Genomic DNA, 16,287 nt, shown 5'->3' with positions numbered 1-16,287 from the left:
CGACCGCTCCACGCCGCCGCGACCCCACCGCCGTCCCGGCCCCCCACGCCGCCGATTACGCCGGCCCCACCCGACGAGGAACGCCCGTGAACGACTTCCCTGAGCCCACCCGCTCTTCCGGTCCCACCACCGCTGTTTCCGTCCCGTCACCGTCCACCTCCTCCATTACGTCGACCGATGTCACCCCGAACGGATCCGTCCCTCCCCAGCAGCGCCAGACCACCCCCGCCGCGCCGAGGCCTTTCGCCTCTGCTGACCCCCTCGATCACCCCGACCCGCGCACCGCGGCCCAGGCGGCGGCCGTCGAGAGCCTGTTGCGCTGCTGGGTCCGCGAGGCAGGCCTGCCCGCCCCCGCCGACGGCACCCTCCGTGTGCCGCTCCCCTCCAGCGGCACCGCCCTGCTCACCCCCGTCCTCCACTGGTCACCCACCGGCTGGCACCGCTTCGGTCTCCCACGGCTGGCCGACGCCCCCGAGCAGTCCCCACCCGTGGACGCCGTCACGCTCGCCGCGCTCCTCTCCCGCGAGACGCGGGAGACGCCTGCGATGCCTGCGACGCCGGCGGTGCCTGCGACGCCGGCGGTGCCTGCGACGCCGGCGGTGCCTACGATGCCGGCGGTGCCTGCGACGCCGGCGGTGCCTACGATGCCCGCGACGCCGGCGATCTCCGCGACGCCGGCGAATCCCCGGACTCCCGAGACGTCGGCGACACACGAGCCGCCCGCGGCATCCGCACAAGCCGGAGCCCCCGATGCGCCCCGGCCGCTCGGACCAGTCGATGCGGCCGCCCTGCCCGGCGCGGCCGAGACGCCCGCCTCACCCCGGCCGGCCGGCCACGGCCTCGACCCGGTCGCCCTGGTGGCCCGCGTCGCGGACTCCGTCCGCCGGACGACCGACTTCATCCGCGAGCGCCGTAAGCACCCCGCCGACGGCCCCGACCTGTTCCTCGCGGCCGAACAGGCCCTGCTCCTCGGCCACCCCCTGCACCCCACCCCGAAGAGCCGCGAAGGCCTCTCCGACGCGGAGACACGGCTGTACTCACCCGAGTTGCGCGGCTCCTTCCTGCTCCACTGGCTGGCTGTCGCCCCCTCCGTGCTGGCCGCCGACTCCGCCTGGACGGAAAGCGGGCGTGCCGTCCCCGCGGACCGGTTGACCTCCCGACTCGCCGACGCCGGACTGCCGTTGCCCGTCCGCCGTACGCTGCCCGACGGCTACGCCCTCCTGCCGATGCACCCCTGGCAACGGCATGCGGTCGGTCACCGCCCCGATGTCGCCGCCCTGTTCGCAAGCGGCCTGCTTCGCGACCTCGGCCCGCTCGGCAGTCCCTGGCATCCCACCTCCTCCCTACGCACCGTCTACCGGTCCGGCGCCCCGGCGATGCTCAAGACGTCGCTCGGTCTGCACATCACCAACTCCCGCCGGGAGAACCTGCGCAAGGAACTCCACCGCGGCGTCGAAGTCCACCGCCTCCTGCGCGCCGGGCTTTCCCGGCGGTGGCTGACCGCCCACCCGGGGTTCGACATCGTCCGCGACCCCGCTTGGCTGGCCGTCGACGGGAGCGACGGTCTTCCGGTGCCGGGGCTGGACGTGGTGATCCGCCACAACCCCTTCACCCCCGCGGACGACGTCTCCTGTGTCGCCGGCCTGATCTCGCCCCGGCCCTACCCGCGCGTCGCCGGGGGCTTCAGCCCGACCACGGACGTGCGACCCGTACAGCGCTCTCGACTGGCCGAGGTCGTGACCCGGCTCGCCGCCCGGACCGGGCGCCCGCTCGCCACCGTCGCCGTCGAATGGTTCCTGCGCTATCTGGAACACGTCGTGCGACCGGTGCTCTGGCTCGACGGGGAAGCGGGCATCGCCCTGGAGGCCCACCAGCAGAACACGCTCCTCCTGCTCGACCCCGACGGCTGGCCCACGGGCGGCCGGTACCGCGACAACCAGGGCTACTACTTCCGTGCCTCCCGCCGCGCGGAACTCGAAGCCCGGCTGCCCGGTATCGGCGAGCACAGCGACACCTTCGTCTCCGACGCCGTCACCGACGAGCGCTTCGCCTACTACCTGGGCATCAACAACGTCCTCGGGCTCGTGGGGGCTTTCGGCTCACAGCGTCTCGCCGGTGAACACCTGCTGCTCGCCGCCTTTCGCCGCTTCCTCACCACCGCGGCCTGCGGTCCCGCCCGGTCGCGCAGCTCGCTGCCCGCCCGCCTCCTCGACTCACCCGTGCTGCGCTGCAAGGCCAATCTACTGACCCGGCTGCACGGCATGGACGAACTCGTGGGCCCCGTGGAAACCCAGTCCGTGTACGTCACCATCGCCAACCCCCTGCACTCCTGAACCGCCGGATACGCGACACCGCCCCCTTTCTTCCCTGCTGAGAGGAGCCCCGACGTGCCCCCCATCGGCCCGCTCGCCGTCGCCGGCACCGCGCCCGCAGCTCTGTTCGACCGCCCGGGAGACTGGGGACCCACCCCCACACCCGCAGGAGCCTTCCGTCTGGTCCCCGTACAGGTCGACCGGGACCTGTCCCGCATCGGCCGGTGGATGAACGAGCCCGCGGTCGCCGCCTTCTGGGAGCTGTCGGGACCCCGGACCGTGACTGAACGGCACCTGCGCGCCCAGCTCACCGAAGGCCACTGCCTTCCGTGCCTCGGCCTGCTGGAAGGCGCACCGATGAGTTACTGGGAGATCTACCGGGCAGATCTCGACCCGCTGGCCCGCCACTACCCGGCCCGCCCTCACGACATCGGTATCCATCTCCTCATCGCAGGCCCGGACACCCGTGGGCGTGGACTTGGCGGACTGCTGCTGAGAGCCGTCGCCGACCTCGTACTCGACAGCAGACCCGCTTGCTCACGTGTCGTAGCTGAACCCGATCTTCGCAATACCCCCTCCATCGCCGCCTTCCTTCGTGCCGGTTTCCGCTTCTGCGCCGAGCTCGACCTGCCCGCGAAGCGGGCCGGCCTCTTGGTCAGGGACAGGCACCTGCGCGGGGTCCTGTGACTGTGTGTAATCGTCCCGTCACTCATGCAACGCCTCGGGATTCCAGCCGGTTCCCACCCGTCCCGAAAATCTCCGAGGATTTTTCTCCAGCCTGCCGATGCCTTGCTCAGGCCCTTCCCAGGCCCTTCCCCGACCCTTTCCCCTCCCGAATTCCGAGAAGCCCGCACCATGAACCGCTTACCGTTTCCCTCGCCGCCGTCCCCGCCGACCACCTGCGAGATCACCCGTTTGTCAGTGCCGAGCCGTAGGGTGGTCGCGCTATGACGAAGCCCTCACTTCCCGAACTCCTCCATGCCGCCGTCGCCGCCGTCGGCGGTACGGAGCGCCCCGGCCAGGTGACCATGGCCGAAGCCGTCGCGGAGGCGATCGACGACGGATCCCACCTGCTGGTCCAGGCCGGCACCGGCACCGGCAAGTCGCTGGGCTACCTGGTTCCCGCGCTCGCACACGGAGAGCGGGTCGTGGTCGCGACCGCCACTCTGGCCCTGCAGCGCCAGCTGGTGGAGCGTGACCTGCCGCGCACGGTCGACGCGCTGCACCCGCTGCTGCGCAGACGCCCCGAGTTCGCGATGCTGAAGGGCCGCTCCAACTACCTGTGCCTGCACCGGTTGCACGAGGGAGTGCCACAGGACGAGGAGGAGGGCCTCTTCGACCAGTTCGAGGCGGCCGCGCCCAGCAGCAAGCTGGGCCAGGACCTGCTGCGGCTGCGGGACTGGTCGGACGAGACCGAGTCGGGCGACCGGGACGACCTCACCCCGGGTGTGTCCGACCGCGCCTGGGCCCAGGTGTCGGTGTCCTCGCGGGAATGCCTCGGCGCGACCAAGTGCGCGTACGGCGCCGAGTGCTTCGCCGAGATGGCCCGTGAGCGTGCCAAGCTGGCCGAGGTCGTCGTCACCAACCACGCACTGCTGGCCATCGACGCCATCGAAGGCGCCCCGGTCCTCCCGCAGCACGAGGTGCTGATCGTCGACGAGGCACACGAACTGGTGTCGAGGGTCACCGGCGTCGCCACCGGCGAGCTCACCCCCGGCCAGGTCAACCGGGCCGCGCGCCGGGCCGCGAAGCTGGTCGACGAGAAGGTGGCCGACCAGCTCCAGACCGCCGCCGAGGGCTTCGAGCGCCTGATGGAGCTGGCCCTGCCGGGACGCCTGGAGGAGATCCCGGAGGATCTCAACTACGCGCTCATGGCCCTGCGCGACGCCGCTCGCACCGTCATCTCCGCCATCGGCGCCACCCGTGACCGGTCCGTCCAGGACGAGGACGCCGTCCGCAAGCAGGCGCTCGCCTCGGTGGAGAGCGTGCACGACGTGGCGGAGCGGATCGTGGCCGGCTCGGAGTACGACGTCGTCTGGTACGAACGGCACGACCGCTTCGGCGCCTCCCTGCGCGTCGCCCCGATGTCCGTGTCGGGCCTGCTGCGGGAGAAGCTCTTCGCCGACCGCTCCGTGACCCTGGCCTCGGCGACGCTGAAGCTCGGCGGTGACTTCAACGGCGTGGGCGCCTCCCTGGGACTCGCGCCGGAGGGCACGGAAGGAGACGACGTTCCTCCCTGGAAGGGGATCGACGTGGGATCGCCCTTCGACTACCGCAAGCAGGGCATCCTGTACGTCGCCAAGCATCTGTCGCGGCCCGCACGGGACGGCGATCGCGCGGACATGCTGGACGAGCTGACCGAACTGATCCAGGCGGCCGGCGGACGGACGCTCGGCCTCTTCTCCTCCATGCGCGCCGCACAGCTCGCGGCCGAGGAGTTGCGCGGTCGCATCCCCGAGTTCCCGATCCTGCTCCAGGGCGAGGAGACCTTGGGCGAGCTGATCAAGAACTTCGCGGCGGATGCGAAGACGTGTCTGTTCGGGACGCTGTCGCTCTGGCAGGGCGTCGACGTGCCCGGGACGAGTTGCCAGCTCGTGGTCATGGACAAGATCCCGTTCCCGCGTCCGGACGACCCGCTGATGAGCGCCCGCCAGAAAGCGGTGGAGGACGCCGGAGGCAACGGCTTCATGGCCGTGGCCGCCACGCACGCGGCGCTGCTGATGGCCCAGGGGGCCGGCCGTCTGGTCCGCGCGTCGGGGGACCGGGGCGTGGTCGCCGTCCTGGATCAGCGCCTGGCGACGGCCCGCTACGGGAGCTACCTCAAGGCCTCCCTGCCGGACTTCTGGTACACCACGGACCGCAACCAGGTCCGGAAATCGCTTGCGGCGATCGACGCGATGGCACGGCAGACCGAGGCCGAGCAGGCGTAGGGGCACAGCACAGGGCCCCGGAACCGGCGCAGGGATCCCGGGGCCCAGTCAGGGGGGCGGAGGAGGTGAGGCCGCCCGCCGTGCTCAGACGCGGCGGAGAACCGCCACCACCTTGCCGAGGATGGTCGCGTCGTCGCCGGGGATCGGCTCGTACGCGGCGTTGTGCGGGAGCAGCCACACATGGCCGTCCTCGCGCTTGAAGCGCTTCACGGTGGCCTCACCGTCGAGCATGGCCGCCACGATGTCGCCGTTCTCGGCGACGGGCTGGCGCCGCACGGTGACCCAGTCACCGTCGCAGATGGCTGCCTCGATCATGGAGTCGCCGACGACCTTCAGCACGAACAGCTCACCGTCGCCGACGAGCTGCCGGGGGAGCGGGAACACGTCTTCGACGGACTCCTCGGCGAGGATCGGGCCACCAGCGGCGATCCGGCCCACCAGGGGGACGTACGACGCGGCGGGCTTGCCGGCGGTGTCCGTGGGCTGCACGGAGACGGCCTGGTCGGAACCGCGGACCTCGTAAGCGCGCGGGCGGTGCGGGTCGCGGCGCAGGAAGCCCTTGCGCTCCAGCGCCATCAGCTGGTGCGCCACCGAGGACGTGCTGGACAGGCCGACGGCCTGGCCGATCTCCCGCATGGACGGCGGGTAGCCACGCCGCTGTACCGAGTCCCGGATGACCTCGATCACTCGGCGCTGCCGGTCGGTCAGGCCCGAGCTGTCCGCCCGGATGCCTGGAGGTCGGCCCGGCAGGGAGCGCTTGTGCCCCTCCGGGTTCACGGCTTCGTTCATCGCATGCACCGGCTCGAGTCGGCCCTGGGAGCGGTCCTGGGCGGTGATGGTGGCGCTGTCTGCGGTGGTGGTCACGTCGTCGGCCCCTCTCGGTTGTCTCCCTGCTGCACAACGGTAGTTGCTTTCGAAAGGTTGCGCCAAACACACGTTCGAGTGAAAAAGTGTGGTTAGCCTGACTTGATCATGTGTCTGGGTGTATAGCCAACGTGGTGACCGGCGGACGGAAGGGTCCGTTGTTGTACTCTTCACCGCCGGGGCGCCCCTGGGGCGGTGCCGCCCCAGTCTGCCATCAGGTTCCCCGCGGTCGACCTATCCGCTCCCGCGCGCGAGAGCCCCGTGGGTCCTCGCTGTGGTGCCCACGATATCGCCGTACACGCCGCGCGGACATGGTTGTACACGCGCGCGTGGGGCCCGTTTCGGGTGCTCGCCGTGACGGCGGGAACGCGCGGGGTGAAGGGTTCGACCGCGACACGCGATACGGCCTGGATGAATGGTCCAAGCCCCATATCTAGTGCTTGGATGTCATCAGCGGCCCACAAGTTGTGTTGCCCTTGGTCTTCGCATCCACGAGGATCGCCTATGCTTGGGGCTGCTTCGAGGGGCCCGTGAGGCCCGGCGAGGCCATTGAGTCTGCTGTGAGGAGGGTTGGGACTTCATGCACTGCCCCTTCTGCAGGCACCCCGACAGCCGTGTCGTCGACAGCCGTACGACGGACGACGGCACGTCGATCCGCAGGCGCCGCCAGTGCCCTGACTGCTCCCGTCGTTTCACGACCGTGGAGACGTGCTCGCTCATGGTGGTGAAGCGGTCCGGAGTCACCGAGCCGTTCAGCCGCACCAAGGTCATCAACGGCGTGCGCAAGGCATGTCAGGGGCGGCCCGTCACCGAGGACGCGCTCGCCCAGCTCGGCCAGCGGGTCGAGGAGGCGGTACGGGCCACCGGGAGCGCCGAGCTGACCACCCACGACGTGGGGCTGGCCATACTCGGCCCGTTGCAGGAACTCGACCTCGTCGCCTACCTGCGCTTCGCCTCCGTCTACCGGGCCTTCGACTCGCTCGAGGACTTCGAGGCCGCGATCGCGGAACTCAGGGACCAGACGGGACGCCCCGGCGCGGACGACGACGACCGCGAAGGCGACCCGGACGCTGTCGTGGGGGGCCAGGAGGACGACGGCGGGCGCGGAGGGACCACGCGGGTCCCCGAGCCCGCCCACGCCGCCGACTGACCGGCGAAACCGGAACCGGGCGGACACCCCGGATCCGGTCGGGCGGCGGCGGACCAAGACTTGCTGCGGACCAGGCGCATCGACTCCGCAGCACCAGACACCACACCGTGCCACGGGAACATCGTGGCATTTCAGGGCGTTTTTGCCTGTACAGGGAGGCGGCATGACAGAGACGGCGAGCGGTCCGGCACGAGGGTCCCGCGCGAAGGGCGCGAAGACCACCAAGGGCCTGCGTATCGAGCGCATCCACACCACCCCCGGCGTGCACCCGTACGACGAGGTGGTCTGGGAGCGTCGTGACGTCGTCATGACCAACTGGCGCGACGGCTCGGTCAATTTCGAGCAGCGTGGCGTCGAGTTCCCCGACTTCTGGTCGGTGAACGCGGTCAACATCGTCACCAGCAAGTACTTCCGCGGTGCCGTCGGCACCCCCCAGCGCGAGGTCAGCCTCAAGCAGCTGATCGACCGCATCGTGAAGACGTACTCGAAGGCCGGCGAGGACCACAAGTACTTCGCCTCCGCCGCCGACGTCGAGATCTTCGAGCACGAGCTGGCCTACGCCCTGCTGCACCAGATCTTCAGCTTCAACAGCCCCGTCTGGTTCAACGTGGGCACCCCGCAGCCCCAGCAGGTCTCCGCCTGCTTCATCCTGGCCGTCGACGACTCCATGGAGTCGATCCTCGACTGGTACAAGGAAGAGGGCATGATCTTCAAGGGCGGCTCCGGCGCCGGCCTGAACCTCTCCCGCATCCGCTCCTCCAAGGAACTGCTGTCCTCCGGCGGCAACGCCTCCGGCCCGGTCTCCTTCATGCGCGGCGCCGACGCCTCCGCCGGCACCATCAAGTCCGGTGGCGCCACCCGCCGCGCCGCCAAGATGGTCGTCCTCGACGTCGACCACCCGGACATCGAGGACTTCATCGAGACCAAGGTCAAGGAAGAGGAGAAGATCCGCGTCCTTCGCGACGCGGGCTTCGACATGGACCTGGGCGGCGACGACATCACGTCCGTCCAGTACCAGAACGCCAACAACTCGGTCCGGGTGAACGACGAGTTCATGCAGGCCGTCGAGCAGGGCGGCAAGTTCGGCCTGCGCGCCCGGATGACCGGCGAGGTCATCGAGGAAGTCGACGCCAAGGCGCTCTTCCGCCGGATCGCCGAGGCCGCCTGGGCCTGCGCCGACCCCGGCATCCAGTACGACGGCGTCATCAACAACTGGCACACCTGCCCCGAGTCCGGCCGGATCACCGCGTCCAACCCGTGCAGCGAGTACATGCACCTGGACAACACGTCCTGCAACCTCGCCTCGCTGAACCTGATGAAGTTCCTCAAGGACGACGGCCAGGGCACCCAGTCCTTCGAGGCCGAGCGCTTCCAGAAGGTCGTCGAGCTCGTCATCACCGCGATGGACATCTCCATCTGCTTCGCCGACTTCCCCACCCAGAAGATCGGCGAGAACACGCGCGCGTTCCGCCAGCTCGGCATCGGCTACGCCAACCTCGGCGCCCTGCTGATGGCCACCGGACACGCCTACGACTCCGACGGCGGCCGCGCCCTCGCCGGCGCCATCACCTCCCTGATGACCGGCACGGCCTACCGCCGCTCTGCCGAGCTGGCCTCGGTCGTCGGCCCGTACGACGGCTACGCCCGCAACGCCGACGCCCACAACCGCGTCATGAAGCAGCACGCCGACGCCAACGGCACGGCCGTCCGCATGGACGACCTCGACACCCCTGTCTGGGCCGCCGCCACGGAGGCCTGGCAGGACGTACTGCGTCTCGGCGAGAAGAACGGTTTCCGTAACTCCCAGGCGTCCGTGCTCGCCCCGACCGGCACCATCGGCCTCGCGATGTCCTGCGACACCACCGGTGTCGAGCCCGACCTCGCCCTGGTCAAGTTCAAGAAGCTGGTCGGCGGCGGCTCGATGCAGATCGTCAACGGCACCGTCCCGCAGGCCCTGCGCCGCCTGGGTTACCAGGAGGAGCAGATCGAGGCGATCGTCGCCCACATCGCCGAGAACGGCAATGTGATCGACGCCCCCGGTCTCAAGCAGGAGCACTACGAGGTGTTCGACTGCGCCATGGGCGAGCGCGCCATCTCCCCGATGGGCCACGTCCGCATGATGGCCGCCATCCAGCCCTGGATCTCCGGCGCCATCTCCAAGACGGTCAACATGCCGGAGACGGCGACCGTCGAGGAGGTCGAGGAGATCTACTTCGAGGCCTGGAAGCTCGGCGTCAAGGCGCTCGCGATCTACCGTGACAACTGCAAGGTCGGCCAGCCCCTCTCCGCGAAGACGAAGGACAGCAAGGAGCAGGAGACCGCCGAGATCACGGCGAAGGCCGAGGACACGATCCGTACCGCGGTCGAGAAGGTCGTCGAGTACCGCCCGGTCCGCAAGCGTCTCCCCAAGGGCCGTCCCGGCATCACCACCTCCTTCACGGTCGGTGGCGCCGAGGGCTACATGACGGCCAACTCCTACCCTGACGACGGCCTTGGTGAGGTCTTCCTGAAGATGTCCAAGCAGGGTTCGACCCTCGCCGGCATGATGGACGCCTTCTCCATCGCCGTCTCGGTGGGCCTGCAGTACGGCGTGCCGCTCGAGACGTACGTCTCGAAGTTCACCAACATGCGCTTCGAGCCGGCCGGCATGACGGACGACCCGGACGTGCGGATGGCGCAGTCGATCGTCGACTACATCTTCCGCCGCCTGGCGCTCGACTTCCTGCCCTTCGAGACGCGTTCCGCGCTCGGCATCCACTCCGCCGAGGAGCGCCAGCGCCATCTGGAGACCGGTTCCTACGAGCCGGCCGAGGAGGACGTCGACGTCGAAGGTCTGGCCCAGTCGGCCCCGCGCCAGACGGACCTCAAGGCCGTCGCCGCCCCGAAGGCCGCCGCCGAGGCGGTCAAGCCGGCTCCGCAGCAGGCCCACACCAGCGCCGAGCTGGTGGAGATGCAGCTGGGCATCCAGGCCGACGCCCCGCTCTGCTTCTCCTGCGGTACGAAGATGCAGCGCGCCGGGTCCTGCTACATCTGCGAGGGCTGCGGCTCGACCAGCGGCTGCAGCTGATCCCCGCCGTGCCGGCCAGGTCCCCGTGATCTGGCAAGGGCGGTGGAGCCGGTCCTCGGCTCCACCGCCCTCGGTGTTCTCTGCGCGCACCTGCGGCGTCCGGATCAGGGCCGGCGTACCTCGCCCATGACCCTGGTGAACGTCGCCGGGTCGTCCTCGAACCCCTGGACCCCCCTGTGGAACGTCCAGCCGTCGGCCTCGCGCACGAACTCCCCGACGGTCGCCGCCGTCGCGCCGAGCACATCACCGAACTCGTCCTCGGCCAGAACCGTGTAACCCTCCCGGATCCGGAAGGCGGGGTTGCGGACGCTGACGAACGTGCGGTGCGCCGGCTGCTGCTGGATGACGACACCGACCACCACGCGCGCGTACCGCGCGTCCAGCCGCTCGAGTTCGAGCGTCATGACCTCGTCCCAGCCGAAACCCTTGCCGTCCTTGCTGTCCCGGTTGAGATAGATCGTGCCGTCCGGCGAGCGGCTGTCGAAGTGCACCACATAGGCGGGCGCCCCGGACGGATCGCTCGCGAGGTACGTCGCGGCGACGACGTCCAGATCGGTGGCCGGCTGCCCCGCCGGACTCGGGTCCCACTTCAGCGCCAGCTCGATCTTGCGGAGCCCCTTGTTGATGCCGCTCACGGACTTACCTCCCCGTTCACCGTCCGACCTCACCCTGAACTCCCCGATCATCAGGGCCGGTTGTCCATCCTGCCACGCGCGCGTGGCTCACGGCATGGCTGCTCTGCGCCAGAGAGTGACCGACGCCACGCCCTGTGGCCTTACCATGGCGCGGTGCTGGTCAAGTGGATTCGCTGCACCGTGGTGGACCGCCGCGGTTTCGAACGGGGGCAGCGAAAGTGGGCGGGGCTTCTGGGGGAGCCGGGATTTCGGGGACAGGGCGGGGGCTGGAGCAGGAGCCGGCCCTCCGTCGCGCATGTCTTCGCCTTCTGGGAGAGCCGTGCCTTTTACGACTCCTTCATGGCGCGCTCCCACGACCGGCTGGCCGCGGCCCAGGCAGGCACCTTCAAGGACGCCCAGGTGCGCCTGTTCGACCACCGCTTCGACGTGAAGACCGGCTTCGAGCCCCGCTTCACCGACTCCGACCTGCTGCGCGTGGCCCTGTGCAGGGTCCACGAGGAGCGCGCCGAACACTTCACCCTCATGCAGGAGAAGGTGTGGAACCCGGCGATGGCCGGCTCGCCCGGCATGATCCGCGGGCTGTTCGCCGAGGCGCCCGGCCACGAGTTCATGGTCCTGTCGATGTGGCGTTCCGAGGCCGAGCACGGAAAATACCGCACCGAACGTGTGGAGCGGCTCGCCCTGCGCGCCCAGACGGAGGCGGACATCGCCGCCCTCACCGGTGACATCGTCGAACTGGAGACGGCCTGGACGGTATGAGCGCTGATCCTGACCGCTTGTAGGGGAAGATGTGCACTCCTGTGACGAATGAGGGTCGCTGCGTGTGACCTACGCCGTATGGGCGCCGTACGAGTATTCGATCTGCCGCATCCCGATCTAGGGTTTTGGCATGGCACGACCACGGCGCATCATCCTTGTCCGGCACGGCGAATCAACGGGCAATGTTGATGACACCGTCTACGAGCGTGAACCCGACCATGCGCTGGCCCTCACCGACCTGGGCCGGCGACAGGCGGAGGAGACCGGTAAAAGGCTCCGGGAGGTGCTCGGCGACGAGCCCGTCAGCGTGTACGTCTCCCCCTACCGCCGCACCCACGAGACCCTCCAGGCCTTCCATCTCGATCCCGACCGCATCAGGGTGCGCGAGGAACCCCGGCTGCGCGAGCAGGACTGGGGGAACTGGCAGGACCGTGACGACGTACGGCTGCAGAAGGCCTACCGGGACGCCTACGGGCACTTCTTCTACCGCTTCGCCCAGGGCGAGAGCGGAGCCGACGTGTACGACAGGGTCGGCGGCTTCCTGGAGAGCCTGTTCCGCAGCTTCGAGGCCCCCGACCATCCGCCGAACGTGCTCATCGTGACCCACGGCCTCGCCATGCGGCTGTTCTGCATGCGCTGGTTCCACTGGACGGTCGCCGAATTCGAGTCGCTGTCGAACCCGGGGAACGCCGAGGTGCGCATGCTCGTCCTCGGGGACGACGGCAAGTACACCCTTGACCGGCCTTTCGACCGATGGCGAGATCCTGAGCCGTACGGGGTCACCGGATACAGTGGCGGGCGATGACCGCTGACTCCACTTCCAACGGGCGCCTGGAGCGCGCCCTCGCCAGTCTGCGCGGACTCGCGGTGGGTGACGCGCTCGGGTCCCAGTTCTTCGTACCCGCGAACTACCCGCTGCTGAAGGAACGCGCCCTGCCGCCCGGTCCCTGGCAATGGACCGACGACACCGAGATGGCCTGTTCGGTGGTGGCCGTCCTGGCCTCGCACGACCGCATCGACCAGGACGCCCTGGCCCGCTCCTTCGCGGAGCACCACGACTTCGACCGAGGCTACGGCCCCGCGGTCAACCGGCTGCTGCGGCTGGTTCGGGAGGGTGCCGACTGGCGCGAACTGTCGGCGGCCCTGTTCAAGGGGCAGGGGTCGTGGGGCAACGGCGCAGCGATGCGGATCGCCCCTCTGGGGGCCTGGTATGCGGACGACCCCGAGCAGGCCACCCACCAGGCGGAGATCTCCTCCTATCCCACGCACCAGCACCGGGAGGCCGTGGTCGGCGCCATGGCCGTCGCCGCGGCCGCCGCGCTGGTCGGCGCGCCCGGAGGCCCGCCCGGCCCCGGGACGCTGCTGGACGGTGTCATCGCCCTGGTACCCAAGAGCGCGGTGGGCGCCGGTCTGCGACGCGCCAGGGACATGCTCGACTACAACGACGCGGGTACGGTCGCGGCCGTGCTGGGCTGCGGACGGCGTACGTCCGCCCATGACACCGTCCCCTTCGCGCTCTGGTCGGCGGCGCGCGCCCTCGGCGACTACGAGACGGCGTTCTGGACGACCGCGCAGGTCGGCGGGGACGTCGACACCACCTGCGCCATCGTGGGCGGCGTGCTGGCCGCCGGTAAGACCGGAATGCCTCCAGCCGCGTGGGCGGAACAGGTGGAAGCTCTTCCGGAGTGGGTCGCTGCGCCCGCCTGACCAGGTCGAGCGGCGGCGGTGAGCACTGCGTCGGCATCCTCCGCCCCCGAGGTCGGATTCTTCCGCCCCGACCCGGAAACTCTGTGTGTTCGCCGGGAACTCTGTGTGACCGGCGGGCGTTCTTCGGTCATCTGCCGCGCGATGTGCGCAGGCCACGGGCGGGCGGCGGGCGACGGGGAGCAGCGGTCGGGGGGTGGTGGGCATGGGGTACGTCGTGTTCGCGCGGGTGGTCGGCGCGGTGCTGGGGGTCAACGGTGCGTCGCGGACGGCCGTGACGCCGCCCCAGCGGGCCGCGCTCGGGGCGGCGCCGGGCCATCCGCGCGACTCACCCCGCCATGGGCCCCGCCGTCCCGGACAGGGCGTCCAGGTCGCTCTTGCGGACCTTGATCACGAACCAGGCGGTGACCAGGGCCAGGCAGGCTATCGCGGCGGCCGGGACGAAGGCGGTGGAGATGCCGTGGGCGAGGACCTCGTTGCCCCAGGGGGCGGGCAGTTGACGCGTCTTGGCGAACTCGGCCTTCTGCTCGGCCGTGCCGTCGGCGAGGAAGGCCGGCAGCTGCTTCTCCGCCTCGTCCTTGCCGGCCGACCCGAAGACCGCGGTCAGGATGGCCAGACCGAGCGAACCCCCCACCTGCTGGGTGGCGTTGAGCAGTCCGGACGCGGCACCCGCCTCGTGCGGGGCGACGCCGGAGACGGCGGTGACCGTCGCCGTCACGAAGTTCAGGCCCATGCCGAAGCCGAACACCAGCATCGGGCCCAGCACTCCGCCCAGGTACGAGCTGTCCGGGCTGATGAACGTCAGCCAGGAGAGGCCGGACACGACCAGCGCGGCCCCGGCGAGCATGAACGGTTTGGGGCCCAGAGTGGGCAGGAAGCGCTGCGACAGGCCGGCGCCGACCGCGATCGCGGCCGTGACGGGCAGGAAGGCGAGCCCGGCCCTGATCGGGCTGTAGCCCAGCACGTTCTGCACGAAGAGGACGATGTAGAAGAACATGCCGAACATCGCGGCCGCCAGGCTCAGCATGATCAGGTACGTGCGGTCGGCGAACATCTTCAACGGGGTGATCGGCTCTTTGGCCCGCATCTCGGTGAACACGAAGGCCAGCAGCAGCACCAGCGCGGCGCCGAAGGCCCCGAGCGTCAGATCGTCCCGCCAGCCCTGACCGGCGGCCCGGATGAACGCGTAGACCCGGGAGGCCATGCCGGCGGTCGAGGTGACGGCGCCCGCGATGTCGAAGCGCCCCGGATGCCGCTCCGACTCGTTGATGTAGAGCGGAGTGAGGGAGGCGATCAGCACGCCGATGGGCACGTTGACGAAGAGCACCCAGCGCCAGTCCAGCCATTCCGTGAGCATGCCGCCCGCGAGCAGGCCGATGGCTCCGCCGCCCGCGGAGACGGCGGCGAAGACACCGAAGGCCCGGTTGCGTTCCGGGCCTTCGGGAAACGTGGTGGTGATGAGCGCCAGTGCAGTGGGCGAGGCGATGGCGCCTCCCATCCCCTGGAGGGCTCGGGCCGCCAGCAGTTGCGAGGGTTCCTGGGCCAGTCCGCCGAGCAGCGAGGCGAAGGTGAAGAGCAGGATTCCGGTCATGAACACCCGGCGCCGGCCGAGGATGTCCCCTGCTCGGGCGCCGAGCAGGAGCAGGCCGCCGAAGGTGAGCGAGGTGCACGCAAGTCCCTCATGTCGCGCTGGTCAAGGTGGGTGGACGATGGGACCTGGGGCCGTGTCGTGGCTGCCCTTGCTGGCGTTGATACGGCTCCCGTGCCGGACGTGTCCACGGCGGTTGGCCTGCCTGACCTGGAGATTTCGGGGGCCGTTGAGCCTCGGCTCCTTTTGGAGGACTCCGAGACTCATGATCAAGTCGTCGCGTCGAGTACCACCATGAGTTGGCAGGCCGCGATGACGGTGAGCGCCACACCGGGGTGCCCCTCTCGGCGGGCGCGCCCCGGTTTCTGGTCCTGGGTCAACTGAGAGGTTGTCACTATGGCTCCCCCACAACTGCATTAGTGAACGCTGGCGTTCACTCTCCCGTTCACGGTAGTGAGTCCCCACTAGTGAACGCAAGCGTTCACTTTCAGGGTGTCCGTCGGCGCCGTCCCCCGCTGTGTCGCCTAGACCCACCCCCGCCCCCCGCACCGCTTGGAACTCCCCGCCCCCTCTGCTCGCCTGGAGACACTCGGATGGTTACTTCGCGCTGGACGGCCGCACCTGCCCGGACGGCCTCCCCCCGGCGGCGCGGCGCCGTGCTCGAACGCGCGATCCTCGATGCCGCGTTGGAGCAACTCGGCACCGTCGGCTGGAACGGCCTCACGATGGAAGGGGTTGCCGCCGGGGCTCAGACCGGAAAGGCGGCTGTCTATCGCCGCTGGCCCTCCAAGGAGGATCTCGTCGCCGATGCGCTGAGTGCCGAGCTGCCCCGGCTGGACGCGGCACCCGACCTCGGGAACGTGCGTGAGGACCTGGTGGCGCTGTGTCGGACGGCGCGCGACGCGATGTTCTCGCGACCTGGCTTCGCGTTGCGTTCGATTATTCACGAATGCGATCCAGCTCAGTCGGAGCGGTTCCGGGATCTGATCGTCCGCGGGGTCGTCGAGCCGGCCGTGAGGATGCTGCATGAAGTCATCACGCGTGGAATTGAGCGGGGTGAGGTGGGGGAGGGAGCTGCGAACGGTTACGTCTTCGACGCCATTCCGGCCATGATGATGTACCGATCCAAAGTGTGCGGAAGTGAATGGAGCGATCAAGAGCTGGAAGAGATGATCGACGGGTTCATGCTTCCGCTGCTGCGTCCGGACGCCGCCTGCCGCTGACGGAGGCGGGCCTGACGGGGGCGGGTGGGCGGTCGTGGCGAACCGGGGTGTCGCG

General features: G+C 69.8%; 11 protein-coding genes and 1 pseudogene. 9 read left to right on the top strand and 3 right to left on the bottom strand.

The annotated features are described in order from the left end of the window. Positions 1-311: 311 nt before the first annotated feature. The 3 genes from AQJ58_RS10015 (at position 312) to AQJ58_RS10005 (ending at position 5,242) form a co-directional block, all read left to right on the top strand. Positions 312-2,333, top strand: a complete 2,022-nt coding sequence (locus AQJ58_RS10015; protein WP_420712148.1) for an IucA/IucC family protein — start codon at positions 312-314, stop codon at positions 2,331-2,333. Positions 2,334-2,396: 63 nt separating this feature from the next. After that, complete coding sequence (locus AQJ58_RS10010) at positions 2,397-2,999, top strand: GNAT family N-acetyltransferase (RefSeq protein WP_234360013.1); 603 nt, start codon at positions 2,397-2,399, stop codon at positions 2,997-2,999. A 260-nt stretch (positions 3,000-3,259) separates the two neighbouring features. Continuing rightward, positions 3,260-5,242, top strand: coding sequence for an ATP-dependent DNA helicase (locus AQJ58_RS10005; protein WP_067247500.1), 1,983 nt, complete (start codon positions 3,260-3,262; stop codon positions 5,240-5,242). Positions 5,243-5,326: 84 nt separating this feature from the next. On the opposite strand, the gene lexA is transcribed toward AQJ58_RS10005, so the two are convergent. Further along, a complete protein-coding gene (lexA, locus tag AQJ58_RS10000; protein WP_055635752.1) occupies positions 5,327-6,106 on the bottom strand; it encodes a transcriptional repressor LexA in 780 nt (259 codons plus the stop codon). 580 nt (positions 6,107-6,686) lie between these two features. Here lexA and nrdR point away from each other — a divergent pair. Together nrdR and AQJ58_RS09990 are read left to right on the top strand one after the other, a co-directional pair. Next, the gene (nrdR, locus tag AQJ58_RS09995) at positions 6,687-7,256 is read left to right on the top strand and encodes a transcriptional regulator NrdR (RefSeq protein WP_067247497.1); all 570 of its coding nucleotides are present in this window, start codon (positions 6,687-6,689) and stop codon (positions 7,254-7,256) included. Between the two features lie 163 nt (positions 7,257-7,419). After that, a complete protein-coding gene (locus AQJ58_RS09990) occupies positions 7,420-10,323 on the top strand; it encodes a vitamin B12-dependent ribonucleotide reductase (RefSeq protein ID WP_067247496.1) in 2,904 nt (967 codons plus the stop codon). A 104-nt stretch (positions 10,324-10,427) separates the two neighbouring features. On the opposite strand, the gene AQJ58_RS09985 is transcribed toward AQJ58_RS09990, so the two are convergent. Further along, positions 10,428-10,958 (bottom strand): TerD family protein, encoded by a 531-nt coding sequence (locus AQJ58_RS09985; RefSeq protein ID WP_067247826.1) that lies wholly within the window; start codon positions 10,956-10,958, stop codon positions 10,428-10,430. A gap of 153 nt (positions 10,959-11,111) precedes the next feature. On the opposite strand from AQJ58_RS09985, the gene AQJ58_RS09980 reads away from it, so the two are divergent. From AQJ58_RS09980 to AQJ58_RS09970, 3 genes are all read left to right on the top strand, one after another. Beyond that, on the top strand, positions 11,112-11,717 hold the full coding sequence (locus AQJ58_RS09980; RefSeq protein WP_067247494.1) for a YdbC family protein: 606 nt from the start codon (positions 11,112-11,114) through the stop codon (positions 11,715-11,717). 130 nt (positions 11,718-11,847) lie between these two features. Then, positions 11,848-12,522 carry a histidine phosphatase family protein gene (locus AQJ58_RS09975; RefSeq protein ID WP_067247491.1) on the top strand — a complete coding sequence of 225 codons (675 nt, stop codon included), beginning with the start codon at positions 11,848-11,850 and terminating at the stop codon, positions 12,520-12,522. Then, positions 12,519-13,424: an ADP-ribosylglycohydrolase family protein gene (locus tag AQJ58_RS09970; RefSeq protein WP_067247488.1), complete on the top strand. Its 906-nt coding sequence runs from the start codon at positions 12,519-12,521 to the stop codon at positions 13,422-13,424. Before AQJ58_RS09975 ends, AQJ58_RS09970 begins: the two co-directional genes overlap by 4 nt. A 325-nt stretch (positions 13,425-13,749) precedes the next feature. Here the strand turns inward: AQJ58_RS09970 and AQJ58_RS09965 are convergent. Continuing rightward, positions 13,750-15,084: pseudogene (locus AQJ58_RS09965) on the bottom strand (MFS transporter); the annotation flags it as partial. 518 nt (positions 15,085-15,602) lie between these two features. Here AQJ58_RS09965 and AQJ58_RS09955 point away from each other — a divergent pair. After that, on the top strand, positions 15,603-16,232 hold the full coding sequence (locus tag AQJ58_RS09955) for a TetR/AcrR family transcriptional regulator (RefSeq protein WP_067247484.1): 630 nt from the start codon (positions 15,603-15,605) through the stop codon (positions 16,230-16,232). Positions 16,233-16,287: the final 55 nt, after the last annotated feature.

The sequence above is a fragment of the Streptomyces sp. DSM 15324 genome (genome assembly GCF_001514285.1).
In the GTDB taxonomy this organism is placed as follows: domain Bacteria; phylum Actinomycetota; class Actinomycetes; order Streptomycetales; family Streptomycetaceae; genus Streptomyces.
The sequence above is the reverse complement of the archived record's forward strand: the minus strand, read 5'-3'. Positions and strand labels throughout refer to the sequence as shown.